The organism is Streptomyces sp. NBC_01571 (genome assembly GCF_026339875.1).
In the GTDB taxonomy this organism is placed as follows: domain Bacteria; phylum Actinomycetota; class Actinomycetes; order Streptomycetales; family Streptomycetaceae; genus Streptomyces.
The window spans coordinates 1,157,558-1,174,911 of record NZ_JAPEPZ010000001.1 but is presented as its reverse complement, the minus strand read 5'-3'; the positions used below and the strand labels follow the sequence as shown (position 1 = coordinate 1,174,911).

General features: G+C 70.2%; 22 protein-coding genes. 13 read left to right on the top strand and 9 right to left on the bottom strand.

The genetic code is table 11. From position 1 onward, the window contains the following. The first annotated feature begins 6 nt into the window (after positions 1 to 6). The 4 genes from pgsB (at position 7) to OHB41_RS05395 (ending at position 5,019) form a co-directional block, all read left to right on the top strand. Positions 7 to 1,620 carry a poly-gamma-glutamate synthase PgsB gene (pgsB, locus tag OHB41_RS05410; RefSeq protein WP_266696796.1) on the top strand — a complete coding sequence of 538 codons (1,614 nt, stop codon included), beginning with the start codon at positions 7 to 9 and terminating at the stop codon, positions 1,618 to 1,620. After that, entirely contained in the window at positions 1,617 to 2,099 is a 483-nt protein-coding gene (locus OHB41_RS05405) for a poly-gamma-glutamate biosynthesis protein PgsC/CapC (RefSeq protein ID WP_266696795.1), read from the top strand. Before pgsB ends, OHB41_RS05405 begins: the two co-directional genes overlap by 4 nt. A 37-nt stretch (positions 2,100 to 2,136) precedes the next feature. After that, on the top strand, positions 2,137 to 3,192 hold the full coding sequence (locus OHB41_RS05400) for an NlpC/P60 family protein (RefSeq protein ID WP_266696794.1): 1,056 nt from the start codon (positions 2,137 to 2,139) through the stop codon (positions 3,190 to 3,192). 300 nt (positions 3,193 to 3,492) lie between these two features. Then, positions 3,493 to 5,019, top strand: coding sequence for an FGGY-family carbohydrate kinase (locus OHB41_RS05395; RefSeq protein WP_266696793.1), 1,527 nt, complete (start codon positions 3,493 to 3,495; stop codon positions 5,017 to 5,019). Between the two features lie 183 nt (positions 5,020 to 5,202). On the opposite strand, the gene OHB41_RS05390 is transcribed toward OHB41_RS05395, so the two are convergent. Further along, on the bottom strand, positions 5,203 to 5,874 hold the full coding sequence (locus tag OHB41_RS05390) for a TMEM175 family protein (RefSeq protein WP_266696792.1): 672 nt from the start codon (positions 5,872 to 5,874) through the stop codon (positions 5,203 to 5,205). 300 nt (positions 5,875 to 6,174) lie between these two features. Here OHB41_RS05390 and OHB41_RS05385 point away from each other — a divergent pair, with 300 nt between their 5' ends. After that, entirely contained in the window at positions 6,175 to 6,429 is a 255-nt protein-coding gene (locus OHB41_RS05385) for a hypothetical protein (protein WP_266696791.1), read from the top strand. Positions 6,430 to 6,506: 77 nt separating this feature from the next. On the opposite strand, the gene OHB41_RS05380 is transcribed toward OHB41_RS05385, so the two are convergent. Genes OHB41_RS05380 through OHB41_RS05370 form a run of 3 tightly spaced genes read right to left on the bottom strand, consistent with a single transcriptional unit; the run spans position 6,507 to position 7,883 of the window. Further along, on the bottom strand, positions 6,507 to 7,028 hold the full coding sequence (locus OHB41_RS05380; RefSeq protein ID WP_266696790.1) for an MBL fold metallo-hydrolase: 522 nt from the start codon (positions 7,026 to 7,028) through the stop codon (positions 6,507 to 6,509). After that, complete coding sequence (locus OHB41_RS05375) at positions 6,968 to 7,363, bottom strand: MBL fold metallo-hydrolase (RefSeq protein WP_266696789.1); 396 nt, start codon at positions 7,361 to 7,363, stop codon at positions 6,968 to 6,970. The genes OHB41_RS05380 and OHB41_RS05375 overlap by 61 nt, the downstream gene beginning before the upstream one ends. Positions 7,364 to 7,415: 52 nt before the next feature. Beyond that, positions 7,416 to 7,883: a winged helix-turn-helix transcriptional regulator gene (locus OHB41_RS05370; RefSeq protein ID WP_266696788.1), complete on the bottom strand. Its 468-nt coding sequence runs from the start codon at positions 7,881 to 7,883 to the stop codon at positions 7,416 to 7,418. Between the two features lie 288 nt (positions 7,884 to 8,171). Between OHB41_RS05370 and OHB41_RS05365 the strand changes: the two genes are divergently transcribed. From OHB41_RS05365 to OHB41_RS05345, 5 genes are all read left to right on the top strand, one after another. Continuing rightward, the gene (locus tag OHB41_RS05365; protein WP_266696787.1) at positions 8,172 to 8,597 is read left to right on the top strand and encodes a nuclear transport factor 2 family protein; all 426 of its coding nucleotides are present in this window, start codon (positions 8,172 to 8,174) and stop codon (positions 8,595 to 8,597) included. 161 nt (positions 8,598 to 8,758) lie between these two features. After that, positions 8,759 to 9,469: a flavin reductase family protein gene (locus OHB41_RS05360; RefSeq protein WP_266696786.1), complete on the top strand. Its 711-nt coding sequence runs from the start codon at positions 8,759 to 8,761 to the stop codon at positions 9,467 to 9,469. Between the two features lie 175 nt (positions 9,470 to 9,644). After that, entirely contained in the window at positions 9,645 to 10,046 is a 402-nt protein-coding gene (locus tag OHB41_RS05355; RefSeq protein ID WP_266696785.1) for a tautomerase family protein, read from the top strand. Between the two features lie 142 nt (positions 10,047 to 10,188). Next, positions 10,189 to 11,001: an alpha/beta fold hydrolase gene (locus tag OHB41_RS05350; protein WP_266696784.1), complete on the top strand. Its 813-nt coding sequence runs from the start codon at positions 10,189 to 10,191 to the stop codon at positions 10,999 to 11,001. A gap of 12 nt (positions 11,002 to 11,013) precedes the next feature. Beyond that, positions 11,014 to 11,907: an alpha/beta hydrolase gene (locus OHB41_RS05345; RefSeq protein ID WP_266696783.1), complete on the top strand. Its 894-nt coding sequence runs from the start codon at positions 11,014 to 11,016 to the stop codon at positions 11,905 to 11,907. A 159-nt stretch (positions 11,908 to 12,066) separates the two neighbouring features. Here OHB41_RS05345 and OHB41_RS05340 read toward each other — a convergent pair whose 3' ends face one another. The 3 genes from OHB41_RS05340 to OHB41_RS05330 all read right to left on the bottom strand — a co-directional run bounded on the left by OHB41_RS05340 (position 12,067) and on the right by OHB41_RS05330 (position 13,695). Then, positions 12,067 to 12,504 carry a VOC family protein gene (locus OHB41_RS05340; protein WP_266696782.1) on the bottom strand — a complete coding sequence of 146 codons (438 nt, stop codon included), beginning with the start codon at positions 12,502 to 12,504 and terminating at the stop codon, positions 12,067 to 12,069. A gap of 138 nt (positions 12,505 to 12,642) precedes the next feature. Continuing rightward, on the bottom strand, positions 12,643 to 12,849 hold the full coding sequence (locus OHB41_RS05335) for a hypothetical protein (RefSeq protein ID WP_266696781.1): 207 nt from the start codon (positions 12,847 to 12,849) through the stop codon (positions 12,643 to 12,645). A gap of 693 nt (positions 12,850 to 13,542) precedes the next feature. Then, positions 13,543 to 13,695, bottom strand: a complete 153-nt coding sequence (locus tag OHB41_RS05330; protein ID WP_266696780.1) for a hypothetical protein — start codon at positions 13,693 to 13,695, stop codon at positions 13,543 to 13,545. Positions 13,696 to 13,760: 65 nt separating this feature from the next. On the opposite strand from OHB41_RS05330, the gene OHB41_RS05325 reads away from it, so the two are divergent. Continuing rightward, positions 13,761 to 13,970, top strand: coding sequence for a hypothetical protein (locus OHB41_RS05325; protein WP_266696779.1), 210 nt, complete (start codon positions 13,761 to 13,763; stop codon positions 13,968 to 13,970). A gap of 379 nt (positions 13,971 to 14,349) precedes the next feature. Here OHB41_RS05325 and OHB41_RS05315 read toward each other — a convergent pair whose 3' ends face one another. Continuing rightward, a complete protein-coding gene (locus tag OHB41_RS05315) occupies positions 14,350 to 14,823 on the bottom strand; it encodes a BTAD domain-containing putative transcriptional regulator (RefSeq protein WP_266696778.1) in 474 nt (157 codons plus the stop codon). Positions 14,824 to 14,926: 103 nt separating this feature from the next. After that, positions 14,927 to 15,880, bottom strand: a complete 954-nt coding sequence (gene ppk2, locus OHB41_RS05310) for a polyphosphate kinase 2 (RefSeq protein ID WP_266696777.1) — start codon at positions 15,878 to 15,880, stop codon at positions 14,927 to 14,929. Positions 15,881 to 16,114: 234 nt separating this feature from the next. Here ppk2 and OHB41_RS05305 point away from each other — a divergent pair, with 234 nt between their 5' ends. Beyond that, complete coding sequence (locus tag OHB41_RS05305; RefSeq protein WP_266696776.1) at positions 16,115 to 16,390, top strand: hypothetical protein; 276 nt, start codon at positions 16,115 to 16,117, stop codon at positions 16,388 to 16,390. A 113-nt stretch (positions 16,391 to 16,503) separates the two neighbouring features. Continuing rightward, positions 16,504 to 17,280, top strand: a complete 777-nt coding sequence (locus tag OHB41_RS05300; RefSeq protein WP_266696775.1) for a DUF1963 domain-containing protein — start codon at positions 16,504 to 16,506, stop codon at positions 17,278 to 17,280. Positions 17,281 to 17,354: the final 74 nt, after the last annotated feature.

Here is a 17,354-nt window from a genome sequence, read left to right as displayed (position 1 = left end):
TCGCCCGTGCTCTTCCTCTACACCGTACTGCTGGTGTGCTGCGCGATCCTGCTCGTCGCGGGCATCGTGGAGCAGCGGCGGCACTTCACCAACCTGGACCACATACCCACCCGGGTCCTGATCAACGGTATCCGCGGCAAGTCGTCCATCACCCGGCTCTGCGCGGGCGCCCTGCGCGGCGGTGGTCTGACCACCGTCGCCAAGACGACCGGCACCGCGGCCAGGTTCATCCACCCGGACGCCACCGAGGAGCCGGTCTACCGCAAGTTCGGCATCGCCAACGTGGTCGAGCAGATCGGCATCGTGCGGCGCGCCGCCGCCTACCAGCCGGACGCGCTCGTCATCGAGTGCATGGCCGTCATGCCGGCCCTGCAGGAGATCAACCAGTCCAAGCTGATCCGCTCCACGATCGGCGTGCTGTGCAACGTCCGCGAGGACCACCTCGCCGAGATGGGCCCCACCCTGGACGACGTGGCCCGTTCGCTGTGCCGATCGATGCCGGAGGACGGCATCTGCGTCACCGCGGAGAAGGACCGCTTCCACATCCTCCAGGAGGAGGCCGACGCCCGGAACTGCCGGCTCATCTACGCCGATCCGGAGATGGTCAGCGACGAGGAACTGCGCGGCTTCAGCTGGTTCACCTTCAAGGAGAACGTCGCCATCGCGCTGACCGTCGCCGAACTCCTCGGCGTCGACCGGGAGACGGCCCTGACGGGCATGTACGAGGCCCCGCCGGACCCCGGTGTCCTCTCCGTCGAGCGCTATGTGACGCCCGAGGGGAAGAAGCTGCGCTTCGCCAACGTCTTCGCGGCGAACGACCCCGAGTCGACGCTGATGAACATCAGCCAGCTGCTCGACCTCGGCGCCATCCACCGCCCGCTCAACGTGGTCATCAACTGCCGGCCCGACCGCGTCGAACGCAACGGGCAGATGGGCGAGATCATCCCCGACCTCGACCCCGAGCGCGTCTTCGTCATCGGCCACCCGGCCAAGTCCGCCATCGACGCCATCCCCGCCGAGTTCCGCTCGCGCGCCGTCGACCTCGGCGGCGACAGGCGCGACCCGGAGGAGTTCATGGCCCGGCTGCTCGAGCAGCTCGGTCCGGACTCCTCGCTGGTCGCGATCGGCAACATCCACGGCCAGGGCGAGATCCTGCTGGAGCACCTCGCCGAACTCCCGCCGGACGACAGCGACGACGAGCTCGTGGACGTCGCCCCGGCCGGCGGCGCGGGGGCGGCACCCGCCGTGGTCGAGCACGTCGAGACCATGCAGCTGTACGTGCCCCGCATCGACCCCTACCAGGGTTACTCGGAGGCGTACGAGTCGCGCTACGGACAGCAGCCGCACGCCCGACAGCTCCCCGTGCAGCGCGACGCCGGAAACCCGTACCCGGACCAGGAACGGGCGAGCCGGACAGGGGACGGCCGACCGTACCCGGACGATGCCCGCACGCAGCAGTACCACGGTGCCCATCCCGCCCCCGCCGCGCCGCAGTCGCGCCCGGAAGGCGGCGCCTCACCCGGACAGGTCCCGCACCGGGGGCTGTTCGAACCCCGCATTCCCCCCCAGCCTTCCGCCGACGAGAGCCAGCAGTGGCACAGCCCAGGAGAACAGCGTTGATCCCCTCCGTCCTCACCCCCGAGATCGCCGCGATCGGTATCGGCCTCGGTCTGATGTTCTCGTTGATGTGCTACCTGGCCACCAACCTGTCGCCGGGCGGCATGATCACACCCGGCTGGCTCGCGCTCACCCTCATCGAGGATCTGCAGCGAGCCGCGCTGGTGGTCGGCGTGACCGTCCTGACGTACCTCGCCACGCTGTTGATGCAGCGCTTCGTGATCCTGTACGGCAAGCGGCTGTTCGCGGCCGTGGTGCTCAGCGGCGTGCTCATCCAGGCCACCGTGATCATCGTGCTGCAGATGGAGTTCCCCCTGCTGTACGCCAACCAGACGCTCGGCTTCATCGTCCCCGGCCTGATCGGCTACCAGCTGGTACGCCAGCCCAAGGGCGCGACGCTGCTGTCCACCGGATCGGTCACCCTCGCCACCTATGTGGTGCTGACCGCCGGCATTCTGCTGGGCGCGCTGCCCTCCGCCTGAGTCCGTCTGTTCCCGACGCAATCCTGGAGCCCTCACCATGCCGAAGCGCAAAGGCCACCCCGTCGTCCACACGGCGACCGTGCTGGCGCTGCTCGCGGGCAGCGCGTACTTCACCTACGAACTGCGCAAGGACGAACAGGCGAAGGTCCCGGCCGCCCAGACAGTCACCGACAACGCTCTGCAGAACTCGGGCAAGGCGACCGGCAAGCAGACCTGGGAGCGGCTGAACGACCCGGCGCGATCCGTGCTGCGCGACGCCAAGGGCGCGATCATCGCCACCTTCACCGACGGCGCCCGCACCGCCACCCTCAAGGGCCCGTCCCGCACCTTCGCCGAACCGGCCAACACCAGCACCAAGGTGATCACGGACGACTGGGTCCGTCTCATGTCGGAGCCCTGGACCAAGGACGCCCAGAACCAACAGTGGTTCAAGGACTGGTTCAAGCAGTACTACGGCAGCCAGGAGGACGACATCTTCGCGATCGCCTTCCAGTACGTGCAGGGTGTGCCGGTGAAGAAGGACTCCGCGGGCGTGCCGTACGCGGGCGACGCGGTGTTCGGCCCGTACAAGGCGGACGGCGTGGATCGCCTGGAGCAGAACGACTTCTACGACTACCTCGGCATCCCGTACACCTTCCGCAACGGGACCACGATGAGCCCGCGCCAGGAGCGCTACCGCGCGCTGGACTGCTCCGGGTTCATGCGGATGGTGTGGGGCTACCGGTCCCGCTACCCGCTGAGGGCCAGCGACACCCTCGGCGACGGACTGCCGCGCTCGGCCAACGGCATGGCCCGCTCCAAGGTCGGCGTCGACATCATCAAGCTCCAGGGACCTGGCCCCTGGTACACCCGGCCGAAGAACACCGACATGCTGCAGCCGGGAGACCTGCTGTTCTTCAAGATGGACCACCGCACCGCCGACCACATCGACCACGTCGCCCTCTACCTGGGGCTGGACACCGAGGGGCACAAGGTCTTCATCTCCAGCCGCAAGGAGCAGAACGGCCCCACGATCGGCGACTCGGGCGGTGTGTCCCGCATCGACGGAAACGGTTTCTACGCCCAACTGTTCCGCAGCGCCAAGCGGCTGTGAACCGGGCGGGGAGGACGGGGAGGGCAACGGGGAGGGCCATCGGACTCCCCGGCTCATTCGGAATCGATCGGTAGGGCGGCGCGGGACGCGTGTCCGGAGTGGTTGCGGCCGTCTTCGCCGTCACGATTGTCGACAAGCCCCCACTGTCGTGGGCTTCCCCACGATCCGGCAGGTCGTGCGCTCCCGGCCTCATCCTGTTGCTCGCCGCGCCGCTCGACTCCGCCGCCCGCCCGCTTTTCGGAGGCGGCGGACGACGCGGCACACCGCAGGCCGCACGTCCGCCCACCGCAGGAGGATCCAATGAGCGCCTTGCTTCTCGGCATCGATATCGGTACCTCCAGCTCCAAGGCGGTGCTCGCACGACCGGACGGCACCGTCGTCGCTCAGGCGCGGGTGCCGCATGCCGTGTCGATGCCACAGCCCGGCTGGGCCGAGCACGACGCCGAACAAGTGTGGTGGGCCGACGTCGTGGCTCTGTGCCGGCAACTGCTGCCCGCCGCGGACGGTACCGTTGCGGCCGTCAGTGTCAGCGGCCTCGGGCCGTGCCTTCTGCCCGTTGACGCCGACGGCCGCCCTCTTCGGCCCGCGATCCTCTACGGTATCGACACCCGTGCCACCCGCGAGATCGACGAACTGACGGAACGCTACGGGGCGGAGGAACTCCTTCGCCGCGGCGGCTCCATCCTCACCAGCCAGGCCATCGGTCCGAAGCTGGCGTGGCTCCGGCGCCACGAGCCCGACGTCTACGCCCGTACGGACCGATTTCTCATGGCGTCCTCCTACGTGGTGGAACGTCTCACCGGCGAGTACGTCCTCGACCATCACTCGGCCAGTCAGTGCGACCCGTTGTACGACCTGCACGCCGCCGCGTGGATCCCCGGGATCGCCGCCGACATCGCCCCCGGCATCCGCCTGCCGTCCCTGCTGTGGCCGGGCGAGATCGCCGGACGCGTCAACGCGCACGCCGCGAAGGTCACCGGTGTCCCCGTCGGGACACCGGTCACCGCCGGCACCGTCGACGCCTGGGCGGAAGCCCTCAGCGCCGGGGTGGAGAAGGCCGGCGACTGCATGCTCATGTACGGCACGACCATGTTCCTCGTCGAGATCCTGGACCAGCCCCTTACCGACGAGCGTCTGTGGGCCACGCGGGGGATCGAGCGGGGCACCTGCAGTCTGGCCGGTGGTACGGCGACCTCCGGCGCCGTCACCGACTGGCTGCGCGAGCTGACGGGTGCCAGCTTCGAGGACCTGACCGCGGAGGCGGAACAGGTCGCCGCCGGGTCGCACGGCCTCGTCATGCTCCCGTACTTCGCCGGCGAACGGACCCCCCTGTTCGACCCCGACGCCCGCGGGGCCGTCCTCGGGCTGACGCTCCGGCACAACCGCGCCCACCTCTACCGTGCGGCGCTGGAAGGAACCGCCTACGCGGTGCGGCACCACCTGGAGGTCATGGACGAACTCGGAGCCTGCCCCACGAGGCTGATCGCGGTCGGCGGCGGCACCACAGCGGACCTGGGGACGCAGATCGTCTCCGACGTCACCGGCCGCACCCAGGAACTGCCCGATCAGCGGATCGGCGCCAGCTACGGCGACGCCCTGCTCGCCGCCCGCGCGGTCGACCTGGCCGACCGGACGACCACATGGGCCACCATCGGCCGCAAAGTGGAACCACGTGCCGAGACCCGCGGCGTGTACGAGGACCTCTACACGGTCTACCGAGACCTGTACCGCGCGACGCGGGAACAGGCGCACGCCCTCGCCGAACAGCAACGCCTCGCCGACCGGGCCCACCCGGTGGCGTACCACTCGCCCACCTCGGCGGTGTAGCGCAACAGGGGCGCCGTGACCCGGGTATCCGGCGGCCCGGCATCCTGTGCCGAGGACGGGAATGCGTCTGTCGGCGTTGCCGCGCCGATCAGCGCGCACCGGCCCGGGTTCCCCGGACCGCGGCACGGTCGCCCGGTCGGACGCACCCATCCGGACCGCCCGGCGCCGGATCCGTGACGCCGCTCATTGCCTGGGCGGAGGACGCCGCCCGAAGACCTGCAGCTGGGCGTAGCCATGACTCGTGATGCCGTAGAAGAGCGGTAGGAGTACGAAGATCGCCAGTGCGAGGGCCGGGATGGTCAGGACGCCGACGAGTCCGGCGGCCGCGTAAAGCAGGGCCCCCACGAAGGCGCGAAAGCGTTCGCCGAGGAAGAAGGTCTCCTCCACGCTGTCCTCGAGGAGCTCGGGGTGGCGGAAGAGCACATGGAAAAAGATCATCCAGCTCACCCACAGCATCGCGCCGATGATCGCGTAGAGCCCGATGGCGACCCGGTCGTCCGGAGGGTTGGCCTCCGCGACGGCTTCGGAGACGAGCGCGGTGGGCCAGGGCAGCAGCGCCGTGGAGAACAGCACCCCGAGGTTGGCCCAGTGCAGGCCACGGGTCATGACCTTGATGCGCTGAAACGCCGCCTTGTGGTTGAGCCAGACGACAGCGATGTAGAGGTACGAGGCCACATAGGCCAGATAGGTCGGCCACTGGCTGAGCAGCTGGGCCAGCAGACGCCCCGCATCGATCGGGGGAGGCTTCAGACGGAGCACCAGAAGCGTGATGACGATCGCCAGGACGCCGTCACTGAAGGCCTCGGCGCGCCCCGTGTCCGAACGCGGAACCTCCTCGTACCGGCGCTGTGCCACGAGCGTCTCCTCTCTGAGCCGGGTCCGCTTCGACGGGCACCAGCAGCGTGCTGGTCGGGCCGCCGGGTGGGCCTCGTACCCGGCTGGACCGCGGTAGCCGGACCGGACGCCGGTCCGGCACCTTGCCCACGAGCGCCAGTTCATCACCCGGCGCCAGGCGCTGCCCGCCGTGTCCGGTGGCTACGGGCGAGGGGCCGCTGGTGACCGCGGCGGTTCTGCCGTGGGCGGTGATGACGGCGTGGGTCACTCGGCAGCCGGGCGGAATCCCGTGGCTCGGTCGCTCGTGGGACGGCGCAGGCGGTGGGCGAGGAAGGCCGACTCGGCGAGGCCCTCGCCCACCGGCCGCGAGACGTCTGTGCCAGGCACGGCACCGTACTCCCGCACGCCGCCGTCCGCTTCCCGCTCCGCGACCTCGTCGTGGCCGGGGTGGTCGCGGGCTTCCGTTCCTCCGACGAGGTCACCTCCGCCGCCGCGTGGGCCGCCACCGACCTGACCGACGCCGCGTGGGCGGACCTCGACGCCGCCGCCGAGGCGCCCGGGGACGGATTCCGGTAGTCCGGGGTCCACGGCCGGGCGGCACCTCCCCGCACGCTCCCGCCCGCACGAGCCGTCGACAACCGTCGAGCGCTCTTTCAGGCTCCGAGCAGGCCGACCGCCCCGTACCACACCGGGCCCGGGTTGAGCCGGTCCGGGTAGAGGGCCGTCATCTGGCCGAAGTACTCGCGGGGGGTGGGGTTCCGGCCGAGGAGCCGGATGGCGTCGAGCAGGTACTGGCGGGTCTCCTCGATGGTGACCGGATCGTCGGGCAGGTCCTTGTTCTTGTGACCGGCCACGACGGAGCGCGGCTGAAGCGCGGCGACGCGGTCGAGGGCCACGAGCCATTCCTCCAGGCCGCCGCTTCCGCCTTCGAGGATGTACTGGTGCACGCCGTTGTAGACGACGTCGCCGGCCACCACGAGACCGATCGACGGCACGTGCAGGACCGTGGTCTTGTCGGTGTCGGTGTGACCGACCTCGACGGCCTCGACGAGGTCGCCCTCCAGCAGGAAGCCCTCGGGGGGAACGGGCCGGGCCAGGACCGGGGTGTCGGGGATCAGGCCGGGGAAGCGTCTGTCCCACAGCTCCTCGCGGCCCTCGGTGGCCTGCTGGTGCATGACCTCGATGGTTCCGGGGTCGCGTAGACGGTGACGCCGGGGAACCGCTCCACGAGATCTGCGGTGCCGAACCAGTGGTCGCCATGTCCGTGGGTGGCGTAGATGTAGGCCAGGCGCTTGCCGGAGCGCTCGATCCAGTCGCCCACCCGCTGTGTCTGCTCGATGGTGAGAGGCGGGTCGACCAGCACGGCGTCCTCGTCCCCGAAGACCAGCGTCGACGTCAGGGGGGAGGAGACGAGCTCTTCACCGTTGGGCAGCCGCTCGCCGCCGGCCCGGGGCGTTCCCTCCTGGACGAGAACCTCGTACGCCAGGGGAGTGGATGCGGATGTGGTCATGATGGTGCCTCCTTCAGGGAGGGGAAGCGGCTCGCGCGACCGTCCGTCGCCGTCAGCGGGACGTGCTGACGGCGCCGGGGCCGGTGATCGGCACCACCTCGGAGCCGGAGACCTCCTGCCCGCAGGAGCAGCGCAGCTCGACGTGCACCTGGCCCCCGCACCCCGCGTGGTTCAGCAGGGTCGGCGGGCCCTCCGGGCCGCCGAGGTGGGTGTCTCCGTACTGCAGGAGGGCGGCCAGGATCCACTGCAGGTCGTGGGCGGCCGACGTGAGGTGGTACTCGTGGCGCGCTCGCTGTCCGGCCTCCTGGTAGCTCCGGCGCTCCAGCAGGCCGGCGTCGACGAGTTGCCCCAGGCGTTCGGTCAGGAGGCGACGGGAGACCCCGAGGTGCTCCGCGATCTCGTCGAAGCGGTGCAGCCCGGCGAAGACCTCGCGCAGGATGAGCAGGGTCCATCGCTCGCCGATCAGCCCCAGGGCCGCGGCGACGCTGCAATTGCCCAGATCCAGTTCACGCCACTCCATAGAGCCAGGATAGCGCCAGGGTCCACCTTTGGAACCCAGCCTTGACTTCCTGAGTTCCGAATGGGAACTTAGCTGACATCGGGCCGTCGGCAGGCACTACCGCTCCCTCGGTCCGCGAAGCCGCCCGGTGACCGCCCGAGCCCCGTCGGGCCTCAGGCCCGCCGCGCGTCTCACGAGCCGACCGGCCCGCCCCTGGCCTCCGGTCCCTCCGCGTACGACCGGACGGAACCCAGGTGCGTGGACACCTGTTCACCCAGCACCACCCTCAGCCATGAGCATGGAGGAAAGATGTCGAGCAACCGGGCGATCGTCGATGCCTGCCACCGCGCCTACACCGGATTCGAGAAGAACGACGCGTCCGACCTGGTGGCGCTGATGTCGCCGGACGTGGCCTTCCACTTCCCCACCTCACTGCCCTACGGCGGGACCTTCCACGGGCGGGAGGGCTTCGTGGCCTTCTACAAGGATCTCTTCGACCACTACTACGAGTACTTCGACTACGACCTGCACACGGTGCTCGACGCCGGGTCGCACGTGGTGGTCCCCGTCCGGGCCCGGGCGAAGGCGAAGAACGGCCGCACGATGGAGAACGAGCACCTCCTGCTGTTCGCCGTGACCGACGGACGGATCACGGAGGCGCGGCTGTACGCCGACACCGCCAAGGGGCGTGACGTGCTGGAGGGCCTCGAGTTCTTCGCGTCCGCAGCCAACTGATCCCGCGACCGCGACCGCGACCGCGACGGCGCGGCGCACCCACCCCCTACGGAACCCCCGTCCACACTGTGACGCCGATCGCGGTGCGGACCCTGGGCGGCTCCGAGAAGGCGACGGCTCACCGACGGTAGGCCGCCGTGCACGCCAGAGAGGCTATCGACGTGATCATCAACAGCGACGAACTGGACGCGAGGAGCGCGTACAAGCTCCTCATCGGGGCGGTCACACCGCGTGCGATCGGCTGGGTGAGCACCTTGTCGTCATCCGGTGTCGCCAATCTGGCGCCGATCTCGTTCTTCACCGTGGTGAGCCGGATCCCTCCGATGGTGTCCCTGACCCTGCAGCCGCGGTCGGACGGGACGCTGAAGGACACGTTCGTCAACATTCGGGACAGCGGTGAGTTCGTCACCAATCTGGTCACGCTTCCCCAGGCCCACGAGATGCATCGCAGCGCGATCGAGTTCGACGGCTCCCAGGACGAGTTCGATGAGGTCGGCCTGGCCAAAGAAGCCTGTGAAGTGGTCAAGGCGCCGCGTGTGAAGGACTCCCCGATCGCCATGGAATGCACGCTCGACCGGATCATCCAGGTCGGCGACGTCAACGACCAGGTCGTCTGGGGCAAGGTCGTGCGCTTCCACATCCGGGACGACGTCTACGCCCGGAACGGACGGATCGACACCGCGGCGATTCCGGCGGTCGGCCGCCTCGCCGCCGAGTACACCCTGGCCGACAACGCGTTCGTCCCTCCCTTGCCGGCGGACATCCTGAGCGAGCGGCTGGGCGTGCGCAGCCATCGCCTCGACGAGCGCCCGGACGGATGGTCGCCGGTGGACACCGCCGAATGGTCCCCCTCGGGAGCCACCAAGGCCTGATCCTGACGTGACCGACGCCACCCCCACACCCACCCCCGCTCCGACCGTATCCGCGCCCCGCAGGCTCGTGCCGTGCGCCGTGGATACCCAGGGCGACAGCGCCACAACCGGGGCCTTGGTCAGGCCCTCCGAACAGTCGGACAACCCGACACCGCACTCCCCGAAGGAGCCCCCCATGCCGGTCTTCAACGCCCACATCCCCGCCAACCGCTTCTCGTCGCAGCAGAAGCGTGCGCTCGCCGACGCGCTCAACCAGTCGCTGGTGCAGGGGCTCGGCATCCCCGAGGGCGACCGCTTCATCACGATCAGCGAACACGGCGAGGACGAACTGTTCCTCGACCCGACGTTCATGGGCATGCAGCGCAGCTCGGACGCCATGATCATCACGGTTCTCCTCGGGGCCCACCGGCCCCTGGAGGACAAGCGGGCGGTGTCCGCGGCCATCAACAGGCTGGTCGTCGAGGCGCTCGGAGTCTCGCCCGACGACATCTTCATCGCCCTGGTCCCGGTCCCGAACGAGAGCTTCTCGTTCGGAAGGGGTGAACTGCAGCTGGCCGAAGGAACTCCGCGCTGGTGAACCCCATGACCTGGCAATCGGCCGGAGACGACGCGATCCACCGGACGCGGCGCCTGGACCCGCGTCCGACCGACTGCCCCATCGAAAGCCAGGACCGGTCCCCTTCCGGGGCTACGTCCGCTCCCGGACAGTGAGGACATCCATGAAGACGGAACGCGTCGCCGACACCGACATACGCTATCGGCGCACCGGGGACGGGGACCTGGCTGTGGTGTTCGTCCACGGCTTCCTCGACGACCAGTACGCCTGGGACCGCCTGATCCCACGACTCACCACACCCGGCATCGAGTGCGTCACTCTCGACCTGGCCGGCTGCGGCGACCGTGACGCGGTGGGCGGGCCCTACGACTACGACCGGTTCGCCGAGGAGGCGGGCCGGGTCGTCGACGCCCTCGGCAAGCCCTTTGTGATCGTCGGTCACAGCATGGGCGCCGCCGTGGCCGAACTGGTCGCGGCGCAGCGACCCGAGCGGGCCCGCGGACTCGTGCTGGTGACCCCGGTCCCCCTCGCGGGCGTACACCTGCCCGACGAGATGATCGAACAGTTCCGCTCGCTGGGCGGCGACGCGGACGGGCAGCGGGGCGTACGCGAACAGCTGTCCACCGCGTTCCCGGAGGCCGAACGCGACCGGCTGGTGGCGACCGGCCTGCATCTGCGTCCCGAGGTCGTCCGCGCCCTCGCCGACTGCTGGAACACCGGCCACCCCCGAGGCGAACGGCCGAGCGGCTGCACCGGCCCGGTGCTCATCCTGCGCGGCGAGCGCGACGGGTTCGTCACCGAGGACATGGTCGACGACGCGATCGCGCCCCGCTTCGGCGCCGTGACCGCGGTGGCGGTGGCCGAGGCCGGCCACTGGGCCCACATCGAACAGGCGGCCAGCGTCGCCACCCACCTCGACGGCCTCCTCGCCGAGGCCCAGGGCACTTCCAGCGGGGCTGACGCCCCTCCCCATTGAGAAGGTTGTTCCATGATTCAGCGCAAGGAAGTCCAGTTCACGGCCGACGGCGCAGTACAGCTGCGGGGATGGCTCTTCCTGCCGGACGGCCCGGGCCCGCATCCGGCGATCACCATGGCGCACGGCTACGCCGCGGTCAAGGAGCACGGACTCGAACCGTTCGCACAGGTCTTCGCCGAGAACGGCTTCGTCGTCCTGGTCCACGACCACCGCGGCTTCGGGGCGAGCGACGGCCGGCCGCGCCAGGACGTCGACCCGTGGCGGCAGATCGCCGACTGGCGCCGGGCCATCTCCTTCCTGGAGAGCCTCCCCGAGGTGGATCCGGAGCGGATCGGCCTATGGGGCACCAGCTACGCCGGCGGCCACGCGATCGTCCTGGGGGCGACCGACCGCCGACTGCGGGCCGTGGTCTCCCAGGTGCCGACCATCAGCGGCTTCGAGCAGGGCCGGCGCCGTGTCGTGCCCGAGGCCGTCGCCGCCCTGGAAGAGGGATTCTCCGAGGACGAGCGCGCCCAGTTGCGGGGCGAGGCCCCCCGCACCCTGGCCGTCGTCGGCAGCGACCCGGCGGTGCCCGTGTCCTACCGGGCGCAGGAGGCCATCGACTTCTACCTCCAGCCCAAACCCGACGGTGTGTGGGAGAACGAGGTCACGGTCCGCTCCACCCGGGCCGCGCGCATGTACGAGCCCGGAACCTGGGTCGACAGGGTCTCGCCCACCCCGCTGCTCATGGTGGTCGCGCTCAACGACACCGTCACCGTGACCGACCTGGCCCTCGCTGCCTACGAGCGCGCGCTGGAGCCCAAGCGACTGCGGACGATCCCGGGCGGCCACTTCGACCCGTACACCACCCAGTTCGACAAGGCGAGCAGCGCCGCCGTCGAGTGGTTCCGCGAGCACCTCGCCTGAGGGGGGCGACACCGTCACCGGGAGAGGGTGTCCCACCCGCGGCGGCCTTCCGGGACTGCTGCCGGCGTCCGGCCCTCCGGGACAACTCCCGTCCCATATGGACCAGTTCGACGGAGGCCCAAGGGAGACGGCTCCACGCCCCGCCGTCTCGGACGATGCTCAGTCGAGACAGAACTCGTTGCCCTCGACGTCCTGCATCAGGAGGCACGACTCGTTGTCCTCATCGGCGAGCAGCAGCCGCACGCGTACCGCGCCGAGCGCGACAAGCCGTGCGCATTCGGCCTCCAGCGTGGCCACGCGCTCCTCACCCACGAGTCCGGTGCCGGCCCGCACGTCAAGATGCACCCGATTCTTGACGACCTTCCCTTCGGGAACACGCTGAAAGTACAGTCGCGGGCCCACACCTGAGGGATCAGCGCATGATGCGGACGCCGGGCCCTGATGCTCGGGAGGGAGGGAGCGGTCGAAATCGTCCCAAGTGGCAAACCCCTCCGGCAGCGGCGGTCCGACGTACCCCAGCACCTCGCACCAAAAGCGGGCGACGCGCTCAGGTTCTGCGCAGTCGAAAGTTATTTGGACCTGCTTGATCGATGACATCGGCGCACCATAGCAGGGGGGTGCTGTTGCTCATCTCCCGTTCTGGATACGCATGTTGCCAGGAGGACGGCCCCTGCCGGCCGCCGCTGTGTCGTGCGGTCGTGGCCCCGGCCCCGGCCCCGCCCCGCCCGACCACACTCATGCCAAAGGTCGGTTGCGGGACGCCTCGAGGGCGAGGGCGAGGGCGAGGGTGAGGGTGAGGGTGAGGGTGAGGGTGAGGGCGAGGGCGAGGTCGAGGCCGTCGCCGTCACGGCCGGAGGCACCACCGGCCACCACCGCCTGGCCGTCACGCTCCTGGAGGACCACCGGCGCCGTTCCGCGTTCGAGCCGGTCATGCTCTGTCACGAGACCGAGCCCTGGGACATGGAGTCGGCCTGCTTCGCGGTCAAGGGACCGCACCGCTGACGGAGCCGCGATGCGGCGGAGCCGACTCTGCTCGAGTTGCCGGGTCGTCGCCTCCGTGTTACTCCGGGAAGGGAGTGCGATGGCGCCGCGCTCCGCGGGTTCCCACGAGGGTGAGAAGCCGACGGCCGCGTGTGGCGGCCGATCCGCCCCGGGCCGGCCGCCAACGCAGTGAAGAGGCGAAGAAGCGATGACTTTCCCGCAACGCTGCGCGGCGCTCGCAGCCGCAGCCGCACTGTCGACCACGGCCGCTGTCGCCGGCATCAACTGCGCGTTCGCGGACGGCCTCCCCGCGCGCGGCGACGTCGGCCAGGCGGTGACTATCTCCAACGGCGGCGGCGGTGACGACGGGGGCGGCGGCGGGGGAGGGGGTGGCGGTGGCGGTGGTTCAGGCGGTGACTGCGGTCAGGACGGTTCACCCGACAACGGCAGCGGTGGCGGTCCGGGAGGCCCGGGCGGAGGCGGCGCAGGTGGCGGGACCGGCGGGGGCCCTGGGGGCTGTGGAAGCATCCTCATCATCACGTGACGCCGCGGGGCGCCGTCGACGCCCAGTCGCTACGCGCCGGCGAAAGCGGTGAGCGGATGAGGCTGCGAGCCGATGGGCGAGCTGGACCGGCGCGGAAGCGGGTGCCTGGCTCATGCGATCGGCGGGAGACCGTGGTCGTGCATGCGGTGACGCATCCCGCTGCCCGTCACGGACAGCCAGTCCCGCTGGGTGAGGCCCTCTTCGCCGTGCCAGGCCGCCCGGGCGACGGTCGCCAGCACTCCGCAGATCCAGCACCGCGGCACGGGAACGAAGCTCCCGGACGGGGACGTTCTACGGCACCTACCAACATGCCGACGGGTGCGTGTACTTGCGTTCCGCAGCCGGGTACCACTACGTGCTGGAGGGCTACACCATGGGTGGCAACGGCGGTCTGTACAAGAAGGGCGGCGGCTTTATCGCCTACCCGGGCTGGCGGATCGCCGCACACGGCACCCAGTACAACAAGTCCAGCACCACCGTGTGCACGACATGGGGCGCGTACAGGCGGATCAAGGCGACATCGATCTACGCCTACTGAACCCGTTCGCAGGGTGGTGGGCGGCCGCCCGTCTTCATGACCCAGGCGGAATCCGACCGGTGGACGGCTGACAAGACGCTGTGTCGAGGCAGGACAGCGGGCGCCTTCAGGGCGCGTCGGCGGAGGCGATCGTCGACGAGGCTCTGAGGTACCGGGCGATCGCACGTCGAGCCGCGCTGTCCCTGGACCGGCGGTGTGATCCGGGCCCCTCGGCCCGGATCACACCAGGATGTCCGGCCCTGCCCGTAGGAGTGGAACCCCCGCTGGTCCTGCGGCCCGGCAGCCCCGCCTGCACCACCCGCGGGAGCAGTGGAGGCGGGGCGTAGAGGGGTGCCCTGAACTCGTCCTAAAGGGACTCGGCCGCAGCGCGTGCGGATGCTCACGCAGGGGGTGGTCGGCGGTGAGCTCGGCCGGCGTCGGCTGGGCGACTGGAAGCGGCCCAGCCGGATGCCAGATCGAGGCGCTCCACCTGGAGGGAGACCTCGAGTTCTTCCAGCCTGTCGCGTCTGCGCGCCGCGAAGGGGCCGGGGACGCCCGCCAGTGACTCGCCGTGCCACAGGGCGAGAGCCCGGCCGGCCGTGTCCTCGGCCTCCTTCGGACGGCCCTCGGCCCTGAGCCGGCCGTCTGCTGCGCCAGTGACTCGGCCTGCCAGGCGTCCACCGCACCGCCTGCCACGGCGAGGCGGTACCCGTCCGCGGCCGACAGCAGGCTGCCCGGGGCCGACGGGTCCCTCTCCAGCAGCCGGCGCAGCGGCCAGACGTAGGTGCGGATCGTGGTCGCCGCGGACTTGGGGGGAGTGTCCTGGGTCCCGTCCGTGTCGTCCCCACCCGGCCGATGGCGCCGAAGCCGTCACGCGGTTCAGGCAGGTGCGCTCAGCGCGCCCGCCGCCGCCTACGAGGTCCCCGCGTCCTGAGCGCCGCGTCCCCGGCACGCTCCGAGCGGACCGTCCGCCTCGGTCAGTCGGCCGAGGGGTGCTTTCCGGGTCCCTCGGTGTGGCGGGCGAGAGGCGTGGGGGAGAGTGCGGACTCCTCCTCGCCTGGCTCGAGGAGTGTGTCGGCCGGGCCGACGATGAGGGGGTCCGGCGTTCCGACCGCTTCGGGGTCCTTGCTGGCGTAGTCGACGCGGGCGAGGAGGCTGCGCATGGCTTCGAGGCGGGCACGGCGCTTGTCGTTGCTCTTCACGACGGTCCACGGGGCGTGTGCGGTGTCGGTGGCACGGAACATCTCGATCTTGGCGACGGTGTAGTCGTCCCAGCGGTCCAGGGAGTCGAGGTCGGTGGGGGAGAGCTTCCACTGCCGCACGGGGTCGACCTGGCGGATGGCGAAACGGGTGCGCTGCTCACCGCGGGAGACGGAGAACCAGAACTTCACCAGCGTCATGCCGTCCTCGATGAGCATCTCCTCGAAGCGGGGGCACTGCCTGAGGAAGAGCTCGTACTGGGGTCCGGTGCAGTAGTCCATGACGCGCTCCACACCGGCCCGGTTGTACCAGGAGCGGTCGAAGAAGACGAGCTCGCCCGGCGCGGGCAGGTGCGCGGTGTACCGCTGGAAGTACCACTGTCCCGTTTCTCGTTCGGTGGGCTTGTCCAGGGCGACGATGCGGGCGCTGCGGGGATTGAGCCGTTCGGTGAACCGGTGGATGGTGCCGCCCTTGCCCGCGGCATCCCGTCCTTCGCAGACGACGATCAGGCGGGCGCCGGTGTCCCTGGCCCAGCGCTGCAGCTTGAGCATCTCGATCTGCAGGACACGCTTCTGCCGTTCGTATTCCCTGCGCCGCACCTTGCGGTCGTAGGGATGGTTCTCCCGCCATGTCGCTATCGGCCCGCCGGCCCCGTCCAGCAGAACTGGCTGTTCGGGACTGGTCTCGTCCACGGTCAGACCGTCCAGCAACGACCTCTGAGCCTCGTTCATCGCGCAAACCTCTCGCCCCGGTCCCGCGTGCCCGACGCAGCGCGTACCTTGCCCGGTTCCCTGGAACCCGCGGACCAGTCGTGTGCCCTGCGCCGCCACGGGCGGCCAGGACCGAGAAGGCGTCCGTAGCCGCCGATCGGTCCTCCCGGCCCGTCACCTGGGGACACGCGGGACCTGGGTGCGGAAAGTCCGCCCCGGCCGGTGGTACGGCCGAATCGGGGTACACGGCCCGCCATGGCACCGAAGACCGAACGCGTCATGTTCCTGCGAGCCGTGCGACAACTGCACCGTGTCCGCGCCTTCTACGTGGTGGGCATCCTGCTGTGGAGCGCAGCCACCCTCTGGACGGCCTGGCAGTCGCCGGGAAGCCGGCAGATGTGGGTCTCCGCCCTCCTCCTCACCGTCTTCACCGGCCTGCTCCTCACCGCCACCCTGTCCTTGCGACGCCTTGAGCCGCCCAGGACGGGCCGGCCCGCCCACCACGCCGCATCGCACAACGTCCACGCCTGAACTCCCGCCGCGAGGGCGGCATCTAGCACGAACTCCCTGCTCCGGGTGACCGGGTGGTCCTCTCCCGAGGACCACCCGGTCCGTTGTCGGTGGCTCCTGGCACGATCACCGGCATGGCATTCATCAACGAGCGCATCCTCACCGAGCTGGCCTCGGAACACGGCGTTCCGGGAGACGTGGCAAGGGAGTTGGCGGAGCTGCTGCGGCCCTGTGTCCTCCTGGTGGGGTACGAGGACCTGCCGGAGCACGGCCGGGCGGACCTCCGTCCGGCCGGGCGCACGGGCGGGCTCCCCTCACTGCCCGAAGGCGTGGAATGGCCCGACGGGGCCGGACCCTTCGTGCTGAGCGTCGACTGCGCGGCCCTGCCCCGCGACTGCCTCGACATCGAACTCCCCGCGGACGGGCAGCTGTTGTTCTTCACCACCTTCAAGTACGAGCCGGACGACTCGGCCGTTCTCCACGTCCCCGCCGGTGCCCCGACCGCGGAGCGTCCACTGCCCGAAGGCCTGGACGACCACGAGGCCGCGGCCCATGAGCGACGCCCGGTGTACGCCCTGCCCGGTCTGACCATCGACCACGACTGGTACAGCTCTCCGGCGGCGGAGGCCTTCGAGGCCGGGAGAGAGGAGGACGACGAGGTGTTGGACTGCTTCGTGGAGGCGGTCGTCAACAGTGTCCACGGCGGGCCGTCGCCCCACGCCGTCGCGCAGATCGGCGGGTTCTCCGACCAGTGGCAGGTGGCGCCCGACCAGGACGGTCTGGTGCTCATGGCCCAGATATCCGGAAACGGCGTCGACCACAACCTGTTCACCCTGAATCTGCTGGTGGGCACCCGCGAGGACATCGCCGCCGGGCGGTGGGAGAACCTCCGGTACGTGCAGCAGTGCTGAGCCGCCGGCCGGACCACCCCTCCCCGACGGCCGCCGTGCACGTTGCAAGAAATCGATGAATCAACGCAGGATTC